The organism is Paucibacter sp. B2R-40, from assembly GCF_025717555.1.
Classification (GTDB): Bacteria; Pseudomonadota; Gammaproteobacteria; order Burkholderiales; family Burkholderiaceae_C; genus Paucibacter_A.
Map to the genome: position 1 here is coordinate 522,120 of NZ_JAJIRP010000003.1, position 18,364 is coordinate 540,483.

General features: G+C 62.4%; 15 protein-coding genes. 7 read left to right on the forward strand and 8 right to left on the reverse strand.

Features of this window, described 5'->3' with window-relative positions:
- Positions 1-100 precede the first annotated feature (100 nt).
- The 8 genes from LNV09_RS08885 to kduI all read right to left on the reverse strand — a co-directional run bounded on the left by LNV09_RS08885 (position 101) and on the right by kduI (position 8,619).
- A complete protein-coding gene (locus tag LNV09_RS08885; RefSeq protein WP_263556720.1) occupies positions 101-1,240 on the reverse strand; it encodes a pectinesterase family protein in 1,140 nt (379 codons plus the stop codon).
- 12 nt (positions 1,241-1,252) lie between these two features.
- Positions 1,253-2,428, reverse strand: coding sequence for an oligogalacturonate lyase family protein (locus LNV09_RS08890; RefSeq protein ID WP_263556721.1), 1,176 nt, complete (start codon positions 2,426-2,428; stop codon positions 1,253-1,255).
- A 166-nt stretch (positions 2,429-2,594) separates the two neighbouring features.
- A complete protein-coding gene (locus tag LNV09_RS08895; RefSeq protein WP_263556722.1) occupies positions 2,595-3,914 on the reverse strand; it encodes an ABC transporter substrate-binding protein in 1,320 nt (439 codons plus the stop codon).
- A gap of 8 nt (positions 3,915-3,922) precedes the next feature.
- A complete protein-coding gene (locus LNV09_RS08900; protein ID WP_263556723.1) occupies positions 3,923-5,059 on the reverse strand; it encodes an ABC transporter ATP-binding protein in 1,137 nt (378 codons plus the stop codon).
- 16 nt (positions 5,060-5,075) lie between these two features.
- Positions 5,076-5,951 carry a carbohydrate ABC transporter permease gene (locus LNV09_RS08905; RefSeq protein WP_263534030.1) on the reverse strand — a complete coding sequence of 292 codons (876 nt, stop codon included), beginning with the start codon at positions 5,949-5,951 and terminating at the stop codon, positions 5,076-5,078.
- Entirely contained in the window at positions 5,948-6,835 is an 888-nt protein-coding gene (locus tag LNV09_RS08910; protein WP_263534029.1) for a carbohydrate ABC transporter permease, read from the reverse strand. Before LNV09_RS08910 ends, LNV09_RS08905 begins: the two co-directional genes overlap by 4 nt.
- Positions 6,836-6,985: 150 nt before the next feature.
- Entirely contained in the window at positions 6,986-7,747 is a 762-nt protein-coding gene (gene kduD / locus LNV09_RS08915) for a 2-dehydro-3-deoxy-D-gluconate 5-dehydrogenase KduD (RefSeq protein ID WP_273601084.1), read from the reverse strand.
- A 35-nt stretch (positions 7,748-7,782) separates the two neighbouring features.
- A complete protein-coding gene (gene kduI / locus LNV09_RS08920; RefSeq protein WP_263556724.1) occupies positions 7,783-8,619 on the reverse strand; it encodes a 5-dehydro-4-deoxy-D-glucuronate isomerase in 837 nt (278 codons plus the stop codon).
- Between the two features lie 247 nt (positions 8,620-8,866).
- Here kduI and LNV09_RS08925 point away from each other — a divergent pair, with 247 nt between their 5' ends.
- From LNV09_RS08925 to LNV09_RS08955, 7 genes are all read left to right on the forward strand, one after another.
- The gene (locus LNV09_RS08925) at positions 8,867-9,199 is read left to right on the forward strand and encodes a cupin domain-containing protein (protein WP_263556725.1); all 333 of its coding nucleotides are present in this window, start codon (positions 8,867-8,869) and stop codon (positions 9,197-9,199) included.
- A gap of 196 nt (positions 9,200-9,395) precedes the next feature.
- A complete protein-coding gene (locus tag LNV09_RS08930; protein ID WP_263556726.1) occupies positions 9,396-12,359 on the forward strand; it encodes a TonB-dependent receptor in 2,964 nt (987 codons plus the stop codon).
- Positions 12,360-12,456: 97 nt separating this feature from the next.
- Positions 12,457-13,305, forward strand: a complete 849-nt coding sequence (locus tag LNV09_RS08935; protein WP_263556727.1) for a rhamnogalacturonan acetylesterase — start codon at positions 12,457-12,459, stop codon at positions 13,303-13,305.
- A gap of 53 nt (positions 13,306-13,358) precedes the next feature.
- Positions 13,359-15,452, forward strand: a complete 2,094-nt coding sequence (locus LNV09_RS08940) for a S9 family peptidase (RefSeq protein ID WP_263556728.1) — start codon at positions 13,359-13,361, stop codon at positions 15,450-15,452.
- Positions 15,453-15,581: 129 nt separating this feature from the next.
- Positions 15,582-16,730 carry a galactonate dehydratase gene (gene dgoD / locus LNV09_RS08945; RefSeq protein WP_263534023.1) on the forward strand — a complete coding sequence of 383 codons (1,149 nt, stop codon included), beginning with the start codon at positions 15,582-15,584 and terminating at the stop codon, positions 16,728-16,730.
- Complete coding sequence (locus LNV09_RS08950) at positions 16,724-17,701, forward strand: 2-dehydro-3-deoxygalactonokinase (protein WP_263556729.1); 978 nt, start codon at positions 16,724-16,726, stop codon at positions 17,699-17,701. The genes dgoD and LNV09_RS08950 overlap by 7 nt, the downstream gene beginning before the upstream one ends.
- A 13-nt stretch (positions 17,702-17,714) precedes the next feature.
- Complete coding sequence (locus LNV09_RS08955; RefSeq protein WP_263556730.1) at positions 17,715-18,344, forward strand: 2-dehydro-3-deoxy-6-phosphogalactonate aldolase; 630 nt, start codon at positions 17,715-17,717, stop codon at positions 18,342-18,344.
- Positions 18,345-18,364 lie beyond the last annotated feature (20 nt).

An 18,364-nucleotide genomic window follows, 5' to 3' on the forward strand; every position in this document is an offset into this window, starting at 1 on the left:
CAAATGCCTTGGTAAAGCGTTTCAATTGAATTGAATTATCTCTGAACGGTTGCCCGCCCCCATGAGGGCTTGCACCGAGCGAGTGCAAGCCGACTAAAACTCAGGGTAGTGATTGATTGCGGTACTCCAACAGGCGATTGGCCTGCTCACCGCTGCTAGCGAACGGCCGCCGCGAGGTTGACGGGGCCCAGGGCGCAATATGGGGCCCGAGTTGGCTGTCGCGCACCAGCGCTTGGCCATTCGGCGACTGGCCCGCTAGCCAGGCCCCCTTGGCCACGCCCTGATCCCAGGCCCGGCCGAGCGCCACCGAGCCGGCAGCCAAGCCTTGCTCGGCCACGAAGCGGCTGTGCAAAACCAAAAAGCCCAGCGCTTCAGCGGCCGCTGTGCTGGGCGCCAGCACGATGCCGCCCTCCCCTAGGCTGCGCCGACCGGCGCGGCTGAGAATCTCGCTGTCTTCGATCACTAGCCGGGCGTTGCCGAACACAAAGTCGACATCACCGGCGATCAGGCTGGCCTGCACCCAGACCCGCGCAGGCTTGAGCGCATCCGCCGGACTGGCGGCATAAAAAGTGTCCTGGTGGCCGAGCAAGCGCACCTTGTGCAATTGCTGCCGGTCGCCGCGCGTCATCAGGGCCACCGCCTGCGCGCCGCCGCCCTCCCCGACCTGGGGCGGATAGCCGACACCCGCGCGCACGCCATCCATCGCGTCATTGGAGATCGTCAGATGCGCCACATGCACCGCGTCGCTGAACAAGCTCAGCGTGGCGCTGCCCGCAGTGCCATAAGTAGCGGCGGCCAGATTCGGCACGCAAGCGTTGGCCGCATCTATCCCGGCCCGCTTGGGCTTGGCGCTGTAGTTGCCGTTGACCAGGGTCACGGCGGCCGCATCCGCGGGTTCGCCATACAAGCTGACGGGCGCCTTGTCCTGCACGCAGACGGATTCGCGGTAAATGCCCGGCCGCAGGCGAATGAAGTAACGCCGCTGCCCGGCGCCGGCCAAGGGCACGGCATCGATCGCCGCCTGCAGCGTTCCGTGTGTGCCGCTGCCGTCAGCCGCGACGATGAAATCGGCCGGCCTGCGGGCCGCGTCCAGCAAGGGCTGCGGCTGCCAATCGCCGAGGTAGTCGGCGCGCTGATGGTGGCTGGCCTCGGCCTCACTGAGCTGCGGCCGGGGCTGGGCCTTGGCTTGGGTGAAAGCCGCACTGGCGCTCAGGGTCATCAGCAAGAGCCAGGCTCGCATGGCGCTTGAGCCTCAGCCCAAGTCGGCCAGGTACAGCGCCGGCTCACCCTCGGCGTCCGAGCTGAACAAGACCTGCTTTTGGTCCGGCGTGAAGCTGGGGTGCGGATGGGTGACCTGGCGGTTGCCCTTGTAGACGCGCCAGCTGCTGTCATGCCGGGCAATCGTGCGGCGGGTGTCGGCCTTCAGATCGAAGAGATGCAGATAGGGGTCGTTCTTGATCTCATGGCCGCTGGCATTGGCCACGTCGACCGGCGAGCCGCTGCCGTCACCGACCAGCAGCGTGCCGTCGAAGTTACTCATTAAATGCGAGCAGGGCGGCATCAAAGTGATGCGCCGCGACTCCAAAGTGACCGGGTCCAGTGTGCAGATCCAGCGCTCGGTCTGCCCTTCCAAATAGGACACAAACATCATCTGCGAGCCGTCCGGCACCCAGAACTCATGCGTGATGCTTTCGCCCTTCTCATGCGTCTTGCCGCAGCGCATATTGCGGCCGTCTTCATCGATGAACCACATGCGCGCGTCGATCAAGTCATGCGGGCCTTCATGGCAATAGGCGACCGTGTTGTCATCAAAGGGGCGGTACTGTGGATGGCCGAGCCAGCCGTCTTTCTCCAGGATCACTTCGCGCTCGCCCGACGCCAGATCGATACGGATCAAGCGGCAGCGCGGCTTTTTATGGAACATCTCGTGGAACTTCTTCCAGTCGCTCAAGGGAAACCAGTCATCGGCATGGATTTCGATGCCGACCATCTGGGTGCAACTGCTGTTGGACACCCAGGTGCCATAACCGACCCAGCCGGCAGGCACGGTGTAGGCGATGTCTTCGCTCAGATCACTCAGATGCAGGCGGATCAGCTGGCGCTCGGCGCGCACAAAGTACAGGTATTGGTCATCCGGGCTCAAGAAGCCCCCGAAGGTGTTTTCACCCGCCTGGTCGGTCAGCTGGGTGGCGACCTGCGTCTGCAGATCGAGCAGATGGTAGTTCCAGTTCGGCCTCGCGGGATCACCAATATCAGGTCCAAACTCGGCACCAAAGATCAGCTTGCTGCCGTCATTGGTAAAGCATTTTTGGTAGAAATAATTCCGATGACAAGTCACATCCAAGGGCGTCAGGCGGGTCACGCGAGCACCGGTATCGGGGTCCTGGCGGGACACGAATTGCATTTGTCGCTGCGTTGATTTGCTCATGGTGATTGCTCTTCTTTGCCTGCTCGGCACATCAATAGTTTCAAGAAAATATGGGCCACCCTCAGCGTCAGGCTGAAGGTGGCAGCCATTGGCGGCTGCGGCCATCCGCTCGCCACCCAGCTCACTCTCCGGCTCTCCGGCCCTCTCTCGTCATTCATGCCAGCATCTACTTGATACGCCTAAGTAAGGCATTACCCTCTTCGACCAGACGTTTTGCGGCCTCAGCGTCGGTGGTCTTGCCATAGGCGACCGTCTCGAACACCTCACGCATGAACTTTTGCATGCGCGCATGCTCGAACAGCGGCGACGGCAGCTCGATACGCCCGGCCTGCTTTTGCGCCTGTATCTGCGCATGGGCCTGCAGCTCCAGCGGCGGCAAGGCGTTCTCGCGCACCAACAAATCAAACTGGCTCTGCGCGCCGGGCACGCCACGGGTCTTGCCGAGGATGCGCGCGGCTTCCGGATCGGTCAGCAGGAAATTGATGAAGCGCGCCGCCAGCTCAGCCTTCTTGCTGTTGCGCCCAACCGCAAACATCAGCGAGGGACGGCCGAACATGCCGCTATTGGCCGCTCCGGGCAGGGTCGGGAACTCGCCCAGCGCCAGCTTTTGCTGCGCATCCAGCGTGCTGGCGCGCAAAGCGATCGCGCTGTCCCAGGTGTAGTTGCCGGCCCAATTGCCGACCACCCAATCCTGCTGCTGCTCGGTCGCTTTTTCCGCGCCACCCAGGCTGGCGCGCAGCCGCAGCGGTGTGGCGGTGTGGCCGTCGACCAGGCGCTTATAGGTCTGCACCCATTCCAACGCCGCCGCCGGGCTCATCGCCACGCGCGGCTGCTTGGGGTCCAGATAGGCGGTGCCGAGCTTCTGGTGCACATAGGCCTGCGACAGCAGAATCATGTCGTAAAGCTCACCGTCCAGCGGGAAGGCCTTAGGGCCGAGCCGCTGCTTGAAGACCGCGCCGGCGGCGAACAACTCGTCCCAGGTCTTGGGCAGAGGCAAACCGGCGCGATCAAACGCGGCCTTGTTCCACAGGAATATCCGCGCGCTATAGCCCACCGGCAAGGCATTGAGTTTGCCTGCCACCATGCCCATGCTGAGATCCTGCTCGCTGAACTGATTCAGCGCCAGCACATGGCGGTACTGATTCAGGTCGGTGAAGCCGGTGCCGCGCTTGGAGAACATCGCCATCCAGGCCCAATTGATCTGCATCACGTCGGGCTCGGAGCCGCCGGCGATTTGCGTGGTCAGGCGCTCCAGGTAACCGTTAAAACCCATGTACTCGGCCTTGATCTTGAGGCCGGGGTTTTGGCGCTCGAAAGCGGCGATTGCCTTCAGCGTGGCTTGGTGGCGGGCACCGCCGCCCCACCAGGCGAAGCGCAAGACGGTGGGCTCGGCAGCATCGGCGGCATTTGCCGGGGCGTTGGCCAAAGCGACCAAGCTGGCGGCGGCCAGCGCAAACAGCGAACGGCGTCTTTCAAATAAGCTCATATCAACCTTCAGAGCAGCAGGTTGGCGCCGCTGCCGTCTTCAGCGCCATCAAACAAGTGGCTGCACCCGAGCTGCAGATGAAATGTATGGGCCGCGCCGCGCGTCTTGCCAGCCAAGCTGCCGAGTTGGTCGGCTGGCACGCGCGCCGTCATGGGCACGTTGCCGATGTCGAAATGCACAAACACCTCGCTGCCCATATGCTCGGAGAAACGCAGCGCCCCCGGCACCGGGAAGCTGTCGCCCTGCGGGCGCGCCTCGGCCGAGATATGTTCCGGGCGCAGACCGAACTTGATTGGCCCTGTTTGCAAACGCATGCGCTGGGCCTTGGCCTCGGGCAAGGGCAAGACCTGACCCCCAAGCAGCACGGCCAAACCGGCGCCGTCGGCCTGCAGGGTGGCCGGGTGGATATTCATTTCCGGCGAGCCGATGAAGCTGGCGACAAAGGCGTTGGCCGGACGGTCATAGAGCGCGGTCGGGGTATCGACCTGCTGGATCACGCCGTCCTTGAGCACGCAGATGCGCTCGCCCATGGTCATCGCCTCGACCTGGTCGTGAGTGACGTAGACGACCGTGGCCGGCTGGCCCGACTCGCGCAGCGTGCGGTGTAGCTCGGTCAAGCGCACCCGCATCGAAGCGCGCAGCTTGGCATCCAGATTGGACAGCGGCTCATCGAACAAGAACACCTCGGGCTTCTTGACGATGGCGCGGCCGACCGCGACGCGCTGCGCCTGGCCGCCCGACAGCTGCTTGGGGTAGCGGTCCAGCAGATGCTCCATCTCCAACAGCTTGGCCGCATGGCGCACGCGTTGGTCGACCTCGTCCTTCTTGGCGCCGGCGAGCTTCAATCCGAAGGCCAAGTTGTCATAGACCTTCATATGCGGGTAGAGCGCATAGTTCTGGAACACCATCGCAATGCCGCGCGCCTTGGGCGCCAGGGTATTGACCAGCTTGCCGCCGATATGCAGTTCACCGCCGGTGATGGTCTCCAGGCCGGCGATCATGCGCAAGAGCGTGGACTTGGCGCAGCCCGAGGGGCCGACAAAGACCATGAACTCGCCGTCGCGGATTTCCAAGTCCACCCCATGCACGGCCTTGAAGCCATTCGGGTAGACCTTCTCTATTTTCTTCAGGCTTAGCTGCGCCATTTTGTTGTCTCTCTCTTTATCCTTTGATTCCGCTTGAAGCGGAACCTTCAATGAAATGGCGCTGGGCGGCGAAGAACACCGCCACCGATGGGATCAGGGCAACCACCGAGATCGCGATCACGCTGGCCCACTCGACCTCTTCGGTGGCGCCTATGCTCATCTTCAAGGCCAGCGAAACCGGGTATTTCTCCACCGAGGCCAGATAGATCAGCGGGCCCATGAAGTCGTTCATGGTCCAGATGAACTGGAACACGATGACCGAGATGATGGCCGGCTTGAGCATAGGCACGATGATGTGCCAGAGCAGTTGCAGGGCGTTGCAGCCGTCGATCTGGGCCGCCTCTTCCATATCGCGCGGGATGCCGCGCAGGAACTGCACCAGCATGAAGACGAAGAAGGTGTCGGTGGCAAAGGCCGAGGGCAGGATCAGCGGCAGATAGGTGTCGAGCCAACCGAACTCGCGGAACATCAGGTATTGCGGCAGGCGCAAGACGATCAGCGGCAACATCATCGTGCCGACCATGATGCTGAACAGGAACTTCTTGCCCCAGAAGTCAAAGCGGGCGAAGGCATAGGCCACCAGCACGCAGGAGATCACCGTCACGATGATGCGCGGGATGGTGATCAAAAAGCTATTCAGGAAATAGGTCGCGAAGGTGTACTCGGTGCTGGTCTTCCAGCCCTTGACGTAGGCGCCGAAATCGAATCGGCTGGGCCAGAAGCCGATTTCGCTATAGATCTCAACATTGCTCTTGAACGATGCACCGATCAGCCAGGCCAAGGGATACAGCATCACCAGAGCGACGGCAAACAGCGCCACGTAGCGGAGCCAGGAATTGCCCTGGTCGCGCCCCAGGATCAGCGCAGGTACATCACTATTTGCGCCGCTCATTTGGACGTCTCCTTCTCACCCGAGTAGAAGACCCAGTACTTGGAACTCCAGAACGAGATCGCACTCAGACCGCCAACCAGGGCGAACAAGACCCAGGACAGCGCCGCGCCATAGCCGAGGTTGAAGTAGCGGAAGCTCTGGTCATAGATGTACAGCGCCAGCACATAGGTTGAATGCAGCGGGCCGCCTTCGGTGATGGCATAAGGGCCGTTGAACTCCTGGAAGGCCTGCACCATCTGCATGATCATGTTGAAAAAGATAACGGGCGTGATCAGCGGCACAGTGATGCGAAAGAACTGCTGGCGCTTGTTGGCGCCGTCGATTTCGGCCGCCTCGTACAGCGATACCGGCACGTTCTGCAGCGCGGCCAAAAATATCACCATCGCCGAACCGAACTGCCAGGTGAACAGCAGCACGATGGTCCAGAGCGAGTAGTGTTCGTCGGCCAGCCAGGCGATAGGCTCCAGGCCCACTTTGATCATCAGCAGATTAACGAGACCCTCCTTGGCGAAGATGAAGCGCCACAGCACCGCAGTGGCGATCGAGCCGCCGAGGATGGACGGCAGGTAAAAAGCGGCGCGGAAGAAGTTGATGCCGCGCAGCTTGTAGTTCAGCACATGGGCAATGAAGAGCGCGAAGCCGACGCGCAGCGGCACCGCCAGCACGGCGAACAAGAGTGTGACGCCCAGCGACTTGCGGAACAGCGGGTCGGCGCTGGCGATCTCTACATAGTTGTCGAGGCCGACAAACACCGGCGGGTCCATCAGATCGTATTGCGTGAAGCCGAGCGCGAAGCTCATCACGAAGGGAAATAGCTTGAAGCCCAGCACGCCCAAGACAAAGGGCAGCACGAACAGAAAGCCTAGTTTTTTGTTTTCATACATAGCGTCACCGTGTCTCCGACGGAACAACTTGGAGGCCCCACTGCGCAGCAGTAGGAGCCGACCTCTCAAGTAGAACTCGTGGAACCGGCTCCGCCGGGCCACTGAGTTCGCCCCCTTGAGGGGGTGGCGCGCAGCGCCTACGGGGGTGTTCTACCTAGCCAACCAGCCGCCATCGACGGCGACGGTGTAGCCGTTGACATAGTCGGACGCCTTGGAAGACAGGAACACGACCGGGCCGGCCAAGTCTTCCGGTGAGCCCCAGCGGCCAGCCGGGATACGTTCAAGGATGGAGGCGCTGCGGCCCTCATCGGCGCGCAGTGCAGCGGTGTTGTTGGTCGCCATATAACCGGGCGCAATGCCGTTCACATTGATGCCGTGCGAAGCCCATTCGTTCGCCATCGCGCGGGTGATGCCCATCACCGCGCTCTTGGACGCGGTGTAGGACGGCACCCGCACGCCGCCCTGGTAGGACAGCATCGAGGCCACATTGATGATCTTGCCGCCATTGCCCTGCGCAATGAATTGCTTGGCCGCGGCCTGCGAGAAGAAGAACACCGTCTTCAGGTTCAGGTCGATGACATCGTCCCAATCCTTCTCGCTGAATTTGATCGCGTCTTCGCGGCGGATGATGCCGGCGTTGTTAACCAGAATGTCGATCTTGCCGGTCAAGGTCAGCGCTTCTTTGATCAGCCCATCGATGCAGCTGATGTCGGACAGATTCGCGCGCAGGTCCAGAAAGCGCCGGCCGGTGGCCTCAACTTGCTGACGCGTCTCGGTCGGTTCGGTCACATTGATGCCGACCACGTCGGCACCGGCCTGCGCCAAGGCCAGGGCCATGCCTTGCCCCAAGCCGGTATTGCAACCGGTGACGATGGCGACCTGGCCGTTGAGTTGGAAGTTTTCGAGAATCATGATGCTTGGCTTTCGGTGTTCTTCTTGTTTGAAATTTAGCGAAGCGCGGTCATGGGCACATGATCCATGTCCTTGAAGACCTGGTTCTCGCCCACCATGCCCCATATGAAGGTGTAAGCCTGGGTGCCCACACCGGAGTGGATGGACCAGCTCGGGCTGATCACCGCCTGCTCATTGCGCACCACCAGGTGGCGCGTCTGCGTCGGCTCGCCCATCATGTGGAAGACGGCGGCGTTCTCGTTCATATCGAAATAGAAATACACCTCCATGCGGCGGTCATGTTGGTGGCAAGGCATGGTGTTCCACAAGCTGCCCGGCTCCAACTGCGTCATGCCCATCAGCAATTGGCAGGTCGGTAGCACATCGGGCACCAGGAATTTATAGATGGTGCGGCGATTGCTGGTCTCGGGCGCGCCCAAGGTTTCGGGCGAAGCCTCGGCCAAGGTCACCTTTCGGTGCGGGTAAGCCGTATGCGCCGGTGCGCAATTGAAATAGAGCTTGGACGGTATGGCCGCGTCGACGCTCTCAAACGCCAAGACCTTGGCGCCTTGGCCCACATAAAGCGCTTCGCGGGCGCAGACCTCGAAGACCTGCTCATCCACCGTGACGCGCGCTGCGCCGCCGATATTGATCAGACCCAACTCGCGGCGCTGCAGAAAGAAATCGGTGCCGGTGTACTTGCCCAACTCAGCAGCGAAGGTCACTGCCTTGCTGACAGGCATGATGCCGCCAACGATGATGCGGTCGATCTGGCTGTAAGTCAGCGTGGCCTCATCGGGCTTGAACATGTCTTCCACTAAAAAGTGGCGGCGCAGGCCTTCGGTATCGAGGCTGCGGGCGTGTTCGCTGTGAACGGGTTGACGGACTTGCATAGGGTGCTCCTTGGTCTCGGCTGGGGTCTCGAGTGCCCTAATCTGGCACTCTGCGGTCTTGTTGGGTGCAAGCGTAACCGATGTTAGTGCTTTCCCGGAATAATGGTTTCTATTTAGTGAACCACTGTTTCATTTTTTCACGCAGACGGTATAGTGAGTCCATCGCAGCCTCAGACTTGCAACTTCAAGCAGCAGCCGAGGTCGCAGGCAAGACGCCACAGCACAACGACCGCAGGAACCCAAACCTATGACCGCCTACTTTGACAATGCCGCCACACCTTGGACCGAGTTGGGTGACGGCATACGCCGCAAGGTCGTCGGCCATACGCCGGAGCTGATGTCGGTGCTGGTGCAATTTGATCAGGGTGCGATTGGCTCCGTCCATGCGCATGACGACCATGACCAGATCGCTTTTGTAATCAGCGGCGAGTTTGAGGCCGACGTCGGTGGCGTCAAAAAGGTCTTGCGCGTCGGCGACGCCTTTGTGGCGCCGCGCCTGACACCGCATGGCGTGGTCGCGCTGGCAGCCGGCAGCACCTTGCTGGACCAGTTTTCACCTCGCCGCGAGGACTATCTCTAAACCCCCTTTCTCGCCCGGGGCGCACTGCAGCGCCCGGGCAGACATGAAGACATCGCGGCGCCCTGCGCGCACCGCGATGCAATTCGACACAACACCGGCCCTCAAACATGCGAAGACATGTCATCCAGGCCAAGCCAGCTATGTGTACCGCTGCCCAGCGGCGGTGCGCTCATTGAAAAACAGCAGGAGACAAACCATGAACCCGCGCCCCAGCAGCAGTAACAAGTCCCATCCCCACGCCCTCGTGATGTCGATGATTTCCTTGGCCGTGCTGAGTTTGATCGGCTCGGCCCATGCGCAAGAAGCGAGCAAGCCCGCGGCGGCCAGCGAGTCCAGGCTGGACACCATCTCGGTGACCGGCTTTCGCGCCTCCTTGGAAACGGCCTTGCGCGCCAAGCGCGACGAAAACAGCATTGTTGACGTCATCAAGGCCGAGGACATGGGCAAGTTCCCCGACACCAATCTGGCCGAGTCGCTGCAGCGCGTGCCCGGCGTGGTGATCGACCGCGATGCCGGCGAAGGACGCTCCATCACCGTGCGCGGCTTGGGCCAGGACTTCACCCGTGTGCGCATCAATGGCATCGAGGCGCTGGCCACCACCGGCGGCACCGACAGCTCGGGCGGCGCCAACCGGTCGCGCGGTTTTGACTTCAACGTCTTTGCCGCCGACCTGTTCAGCTCCCTGACCGTGCGCAAGAGCAGCTCCGCCGATATCGACGAAGGCTCGCTGGGTGCCACCGTTGACCTGCAAACAACCCGCCCCCTGGACCTCAAAGCGGGTTTCACTGGTGCGATGTCGCTCAAGGGCATGTACAACGACCTGTCCGGCAAAACCACGCCCAAAGCCTCCTTCCTACTGTCGAACACCTTCGCCGACAATAAGATCGGTGTTTTGTTCTCCGGCGCCTATTCCAAACGTGAGGTTCTGGAAGAAGGCTTCAGCACCGTGCGCTGGGACAACGGCCCATCGTCCGGCGGCTGGTGCCCACCACAGGGCGCCACCATCGCCCCCGGCACCACCTTGCCGACCGGCTCCACCGCAACGACGTGCGGCCCGGCCGCCAACGGCGTGCCTCGCCTGGCTAATACGCCGGCCAACCAAGCTGCCTACCAAGAAGCCAGCAAGGCCGAGAACTTCCACCCGCGCCTGCCACGCTATGGCCGCCTGACTCACGACCAGGAACGCCTGGGTCTGACCGGCTCCTTCCAGATCAAGCCGGCCGAAGGCACTTTGGTTACCGTCGACATGCTGTACTCCAAGCTCGACGCAACGCGCAAGGAAGACTTCCTCGAAGCGATCTCCTTCAGCCGCTCCTTGTCGCAGGGCGGCAAGCCGCAAACCAGCGTGCTGGCAACCGAATATGCGCCCAACGGCGCCCTGCTGTACGGCAAGTACAACGGTGTCGATATCCGTTCGGAGTCCCGCTTCGATCAGCTCTCTACCACCTTCACCCAGCCCACCCTGACGCTGGAGCAGGATCTGACCGACACCTTGAAACTCAACGCAAGGTTCGGCCGCGCCACATCCAAATTCAGGAACCCGATCCAGACCACCACCACCTTGGACGCCGCCAATGTGCAGGGCTACGAGATGGACTTCCGCAATAGCGACCGCCTGCCCATACTGAACTACGGCTCGCTCAACCCGTCCGACCCGAATGGCGGTCTGAAGATCATCGGCGTGCCGGTCGGTTCGGCCAGCATCAGCAACTTCACGCCCAGCGAAGTGCGTATCCGCCCGAACGGCACCACCAACACCAACGACCTGGCACATCTGGATCTGGCCTGGGAGCTCAATGAAAAGCTGACGCTTAAAGTAGGCGGTGACTTCAAAAAGTTCAAGTTCGAGACCTATGAGGCCCGCCGCACGGTCGAAACCATGAACACCCTGCCCGCCGGGGTCACGCAGGCCAGCTTGGTCACCAGCTTGACCGGCTTCGGCAAGGGCCAAAGCATTCCGGCCGGCACCATCACCAGCTGGGTGCTGCCCGACCTGAATGCCATCAGCAGCGCCTACGACATCTATTGCAACTGCCTGAAAACCGGCGCAGCCGGCGGCCCAGGCGACTACACGCTGACTTCGACCACGAACGCCAACGCCCGAGGCAACAACCGCACCGTCACCGAAACCGACAGCGGCGGCTTCGCGATGGCAGACTTCGCCTCCGAGCTGGGCGGCATTCCGCTGCGCGGCAACGTGGGCGTGCGTTACGTCAAGACCAAGATGACGGCGGATGGCTATCTGGCCACGGCCGGCGGCACCCCGGTCACAGCGGAAAACAGCTACGACGACTGGCTGCCCGCGATAAACGTCGCCGCCAACCTAAGCAAGAACTTGATTCTGCGCGGTGCCGCTGCCAAGGTCATGTCCAGGCCTCAATTGGCCAACCTGAGCCCCGGCGGCACGCTCAGCACTACCGGCACGCTGACCTATACCGGCGGCAACCCGCTGCTCAAGCCCTTCCGCGCCGACACCTTCGACGCCAGCCTGGAGTGGTACCACGAGAAAAACGCCTTCGTCGGCCTGGGTCTGTTCCAGAAGAACATCAAGACCTATATCCAGACCGTCAAGACCAATTTGCCCTACAACCAGACCGGCTTGCCGATGTCCTTGTTGCCACCAGGCATGACGGGCGAAGAGGTCTTTGCGGTCACTTCGCCGGTCAACACCAATGGCGGCAAGCTCAGCGGCTTCGAGCTCAATATCCAGCAGCCGTTCAGCTTCTTGCCGGCCTGGGGCAAAAACTTTGGCGCACTGTTCAACTACACCTATGTGAAGTCACAGATCGAATACATCGTCTCGCCCACCAGCACGGCAACGATCACCAATGACCTGATCAATCTGTCACCGCGCAGCTACAACACCACCCTGTACTACGACGACGGCACCTTCAGCGCCCGGGTGTCGGGCTCGCAGCGCGAGGCCTATTTGACGCGCGTGCCGGGTCAGAACAACAACGATGTGGAAGGCAAGAACAAGACCTTCAACGTTGATGCATCGATCTCCTACAAGGTCAATGACAAGCTGGACATCACGCTGGAAGGCGTCAACCTGACCAACCAGCCCAATGATCAATACATCAGCAGCCAGCGCGACAGCGTGGTGGTCAATAACGTGACCGGCCGTGAGTATTTGATTGGCTTCCGCTACAAGTTCTAAGCCCCGCGCTTGAAACTGCAGCTGTAGTCCAAGGGGTGCGAGTGCAAGCTCGGCACCCCTTTTTTCGCCGGCTGTTTGATGTCAATTTGGAGATGCCATGCCCAGGACCATGCCCTTGGAGAGGCGCGAGCTTTTGAAACAGGCTTGTGCCTTGACCTTAACCGTCGGCGCTGGCCAGCCGGTTTGGGCCGATGCCGGCTTGCCCGCCGCCGTCAACCCACCACCGCCACCCCCTGCTCCGCCGCCGCTGGCCACCGTCCACCCTGCCCTGCATCTGGTCGGCGACTCCACCATGGCGGACAAGCCCTTGGACCCGCCCAACCCCGAACGCGGCTGGGGCCAAATGTTTCGCGAGCGGGTCAAAGAGCCGGTGCGCATCGTCAACCACGCGGTCAATGGCCGCAGCAGCAAGAACTTTCAAGACGAAGGCCGCTGGGCCCATCTGCTCGCTCAACTGGCGCAGGGTGACTTTGTGCTGATCCAGTTCGGCCACAACGACGCAAAAAAAGAGGACCTGGCACGCTACGCCGCCGCGCACGGCGCCTACCGCGACAACCTGCGGCTGTTCGTGCGCGATGTGCGTGAGCGCGGCGCCACACCGTTGCTGGCGACCTCCCTGATGCGGCGCGAGTTTGACGCCACAGGCCGCTTGAAAGACACCCATGCCGACTACCCCGTCGTGATGCGGGAAGTCGCCGTTGAAATGGACGTGCCCCTGCTGGACCTGCACCGCGCCAGCGCCGTGCTGCTGCAAGCACTCGGCCCGGCTCAATCCGAGCCGCTCTTTCTCTGGGCCAAACCCGGTGAGTATGAACGTTACCCGGCCGGCAAGAAAGACAACACCCATTTCAGCGAAGCCGGCGCGCGCGCAATGGCTGGCCTGGCCGAACAAACGCTGCGGCTGCAAAACCACCCGCTCTGCAGCTGGTTGAAGGTCGCTGTTTGAGTTCTGCAGCCTGGCCCCGCCCGCCAACGCCATCAACAACGAGATCAGCACGCATGAAATCCCACCAGCATTTCGCCAGAGCGCTGCTGGCTCTGGGCGCTCTGATGCTCCTGAGCAGCAGCGCTGCATTTGCACAAGCCGAAGACAGCGAGCCTACCGAGCAGTCAACCGTGCAGGCCTCGCAGCCAAGCAGCAGCCCGAGCACAAAGAAACTGCCGGCCCAGACCATAGAAGATTTCGCTCGTGCGCCCTTGCTGCAGCATGTGCAGCTCTCGCCGGATGGCAAGCAAATTGCCGCCGTCCTCAACCAAGGCAAGCTCAGTGTGCTGGTGACTCGCCCGGTCAAGGGCGGCACGTTCAAGCAACTGATGGCCAGCGACAATCTGGAGCACCAGTTCAACTGGCTGCGCTGGGTCAACGCCGACCGTTTGGTGGTCAGCTTGCGCTACCCCAGCACGCGCCAAGTGAGCTGGTTCAGCAGCGCCGACAGCATGGAATCGCGTCTCTTGGCGGTCAACGCCGATGGCTCACACCTGCTCAATCTCAGCCGCATGCGGGGCCAAGAGGACATCGCCCAAGCGCTCGACCAAGCGGTGGTGATTGACTGGCTGGCTGACGATGGCCATCACATACTGATGAGTCAGCCGAATGCCAAATTCAGCGGTGCGCCGGCCGTCTTCAAAGTCGACGTCAACACCGGCGCGCGGCAATTGCTGCGCGAGGCCAAGGCCGACATCCGCAGCTGGTTCACCGATGCCCAGCACCGGGTAAGGGTCGGTGTCGGCTTCACCGAGGGCCGGTTCTCGCTCTGGGTCAGCGACCCGGCGGGTGACAACTGGCGGCTGGCACGCAGCTTCGGCTACTTTGACCCCGCCCGCGTCCTGCCACTGGGCTTCGGGCTCGACCCGCAAGTCCTTTTCGTCAGTGCCATGCATGAAGGCTTCCAAGCCATCTACACCATGGACCTGAGCGACCCGGCCTTGCCTTTGACGCTGAAGTTCCAGCCCAAGTCCGGCAGAGACCTGGAGGGCCGCTTGCTGCATTCCAGCAAAACCGGTGAGGCCGTGGGCTTCGTCTCCAACGGCCAAGACGCTGCCGCCTACTTTTGGAGCGAGGAACATAAGGCCTTGCTTGAACGCATAGACAAAGCCTTGCCCAAGCGGGCCAACCGCCTCTTGCAGTTGGTCAAGGACGACGATGTCTACCTGCTGCGCTCCTTTGGCAACGGCCAACCGGGTGAATACTTGCTCGGTCAGCGCAGCAAGAGTGCCTTGGCGGTACTGGCCGAGCTCAACGCGCAACTCGACCCAGAGCACCTGGCCCGCAAGCGAAGCATCCGATTCAAGGCCCGCGACGGCCTGCCCTTGCAGGCCTATCTGAGCCTGCCTGAACTCAGTAAGGGAGTGCCGAGCAAGAACTTGCCGCTGGTGGTGTTGCCCCATGGCGGTCCGCAAGCGGCGACCGGCAGCCAATTCGAAACCTGGCCAGCCTTTCTGGCGGAGCGGGGCTACGCGGTCTTGCAGGTCAATTTCCGCGGCTCCACCGGCTTTGGTCAGGCCTTTATGGAGGCAGGTCTGAAGCGCTGGGGCCTGGAGATGCAGGATGACCTCAGCGACGGCGTCGCGGAACTGGTCAGGCGCGGCATCGCCGACCCCCAACGCGTAGCGATCGTGGGAGCCAGCTATGGCGGTTATGCCGCCTTGATGGGCGCGGTCAAAACACCGCAGCAATATCGCGGCGCCTTCGCCTTTGCGCCATTGACCGATCTGGTCGAGTACGCGCGCGAGATCGCGAACAACCGACTCTTGGTCAGCACCCATGCGCTTGAGCGACAAATCGGTAGCTTGGTCTCCGACCGGGCTCGACTTGAAGCCACGTCACCCCGGCTGCAAGTCGAAAAAATCGAAGTCCCGGTGGTGCTGGTGCATGGCACCCTGGACCGCCAAGCGCCTTACGAGCACAGCGTCTGGATGGCCGATGCACTCAAGGCCGCCGGCAAAGACTATCGCTTCATCAGCCAAGACCGCGGAGACCATCAACTGAGCCACCAGCCTTATCAGCTGCAACTGCTGCAAGAGCTCGATGCCTTCTTGCTCAAGGTCTTGGGCCCCGGGGCCCAAGCGGCGCCGGCAGCAGCGGCCCATTGACCGCTGGGCATCGCCATCGGCCACGCTCTCACCTATCCGGATCCAACATAGTTAATCACTCAAAAGTGATACTTTGAAGCTATCTCGCAGACTTAAGCTGACGGCTGTTTCTTGACTGCCAACGGCCCCATGAAGATTACCAAGCTCACGACCTACCGCCTGCCGCCACGCTGGATGTTGCTCAAGATCGAAACCGATGAGGGCGTGGTGGGTTGGGGAGAACCTGTCATTGAGGGCCGCGCCCGCACCGTCGAAACCGCTGTCCAGGAGTTCGCCCCGTTTTTGATCGGCCAAGACCCGGCGCGCATCAATGACCTCTGGCAGGTGATGTACCGCGGCAGTTTCTACCGGGGTGGCGCCATCCTGATGAGTGCAATTGCCGGCATCGACCAAGCGCTATGGGACATCAAGGGCAAGCTATTGGGTGTACCGGTCTACGAGCTGCTGGGCGGCTTGGTGCGCGACCGCATGAAGACCTATTCCTGGGTCGGCGGCGACCGCCCGGCCGATGTGATTGCCGATATCCGGCGCCTGCGCGCCGGTGGCTTCGATACCTTCAAGATGAATGGCACCGAGGAATTCGGCATCATCGACAGTGCGGCGGCGGTGGATAGCGCCGTCGCCCGTATCGCTGAGATCCGCGCCGCCTTTGGCAACGAGATTGAGTTCGGCATTGACTTCCACGGTCGCGTCGCTGCGCCCATGGCCAAGGTTCTGCTGCGGGCGCTGGAGCCCTACAGGCCTCTATTCGTCGAAGAGCCGGTGCTGGCCGAGCAGGCCGAGCATTACCCCCGACTGGCCGAAAGCACCTCGATTCCGCTGGCCGCCGGCGAACGGATGTACTCGCGCTTCGAATTCAAGCGCGTGTTCGAGCAAGGCGGCATCGCCATCGTGCAGCCCGACCTCTCGCATGCCGGTGGCATCACCGAATGCGTGAAGATCGCCGCCATGGCCGAGGCCTATGACGTAGCGCTGGCACCTCATTGCCCGCTCGGCCCGGTAGCCTTGGCCGCTTGCCTGGCGGTGGACTTTGTGTCGCACAACGCGGTACTGCAAGAGCAGAGCATGGGCATCCACTACAACAAGGGTGGCGAGCTGCTGGACTATGTGTTGAACAAGGACGACTTCCATATCGAAGGCGGCTACATCTCGCCACTGCCCAAACCGGGCCTGGGTGTCGTGATCGACGAGGCCCGCGTCATCGAAGCCAGCCGCAATGCACCCGATTGGCGCAACCCTTTGTGGCGCCATGCCGATGGCAGCGTGGCCGAATGGTGATCTCCAGCAGCGGCCAGCACGCCGCCCTGCTCGCCCTCGACTGGGGCAGCAGCGGGCTGCGCGCCTTTCTGATCGACGCGCAGGGCCAGACGCTCGCGTCCCGCAGCTCGGCCATGGGTGCCAGCGTGATGGACGGCAAGCCCCAAGCCTACGCACAGGCGCTCGAACAAATCGCCGGCGACTGGCTGCAAGTCCAGCCGCAGCTGCCGGTCTTGGCCTGTGGCATGGTCGGCGCCAAACATGGCTGGCGCGAGGCGCCCTATGTGGACTGCCCCGCAAGCGGAGCCGATTTGGCCGCAAGCTCCGTCGAAGTAGCTTTCGGCGTGGGTCAACATTTGCGCATACTGCCGGGTCTGCGATACCAGCCCCAGGGCATGCCGCCCGATGTGATGCGGGGCGAAGAGACACAGCTGTTCGGCGCCCTTGCGCTGCACCCCGGTTTGGCCGAGGCGGCCTGCGTCGTGATGCCGGGCACCCATTCGAAATGGGCCGAGCTGCGCGACGCCAAGGTGCGCGGCTTTGCCACCCAGATGACCGGCGAGCTGTTTGCCCTGCTGCGTCAACATTCGGTGTTAGGGCGACTGATGCCCGAGCCTGTGGCGGCCACCGACTCCAGCACCTTTCTAGCCGGCGTGCGGGCCGCGCGGGACGCTGGCCACCTGGGCCTGGGCCATCAGCTGTTTGCCGTGCGCACCCTGGGCTTGACCGAGCAACTGCCTGCCAGCGGCCTGGCCGACTATATGTCCGGCCTGCTGATCGGCCATGAACTGCGCACCGGCCTGGCCTGGCGCACAGCGCATGGCTTGGGCTTGGCGCCACTGCTGCTGATCGGCGAACCGGCACTTTGCGCTCGCTACGAGCAAGGCTTGAACGCCTTTGATTGTGGGGTCGCGCTGCGCCTCGACAACACCGCACCGACAGGGCTTTGGCGGCTGGCGCAAAGCGCCGGTTGGCTACAGACCTCGCACTGAATTGGACCGACCTATGACGACTTCCTTGTTCGACCGAGTTTTTGCCGAATTGCCCCTGGTCGCCATCCTGCGTGGCGTACGCCCCGACGAAGTCGAGGCAATCGCGCTGGGCCTCTATGAAGAAGGCTTTCGCCTGATAGAGGTGCCTATGAATTCGCCACAGGCGCTGGACTCAATCGCGCGCCTGTCGCGCTGCCTGCCGGCCGACGCACTCTTGGGCGCCGGCACCGTCTTGAGCCCCGCCGCTGCGCGCCAGGTCCGCGATGCCGGTGGCCGCTTGATCGTGATGCCCCATGCTGATACTGCCGTCGTGCGGGCCGCCAAGGCGGACGGCATGTTCTGCGTGCCCGGTGCAGTGACGCCGACCGAGGCCTTTGCTTGCGCCGATGCAGGCGCCGACGCCGTCAAGCTGTTCCCGGCCGAGCTGATCACGCCGCAGATCGTCAAAGCAATGCGAGCGGTGATTCCACTCAGCCTGCCTCTGCTGCCCGTCGGGGGCGTGACGCCACAAACCATGGCGCCCTATGTGCAGGCCGGCGCCTCCGGCTTCGGCCTCGGCTCGGCCCTGTATGCGCCGGGCTACTCTGCCGCAGCCGTCGCCGAGCGCGCGCGTGCTTTTGTACAGGCCTGGCGCGCGCTATAAACCGCCGCGCCGAGGCGCTG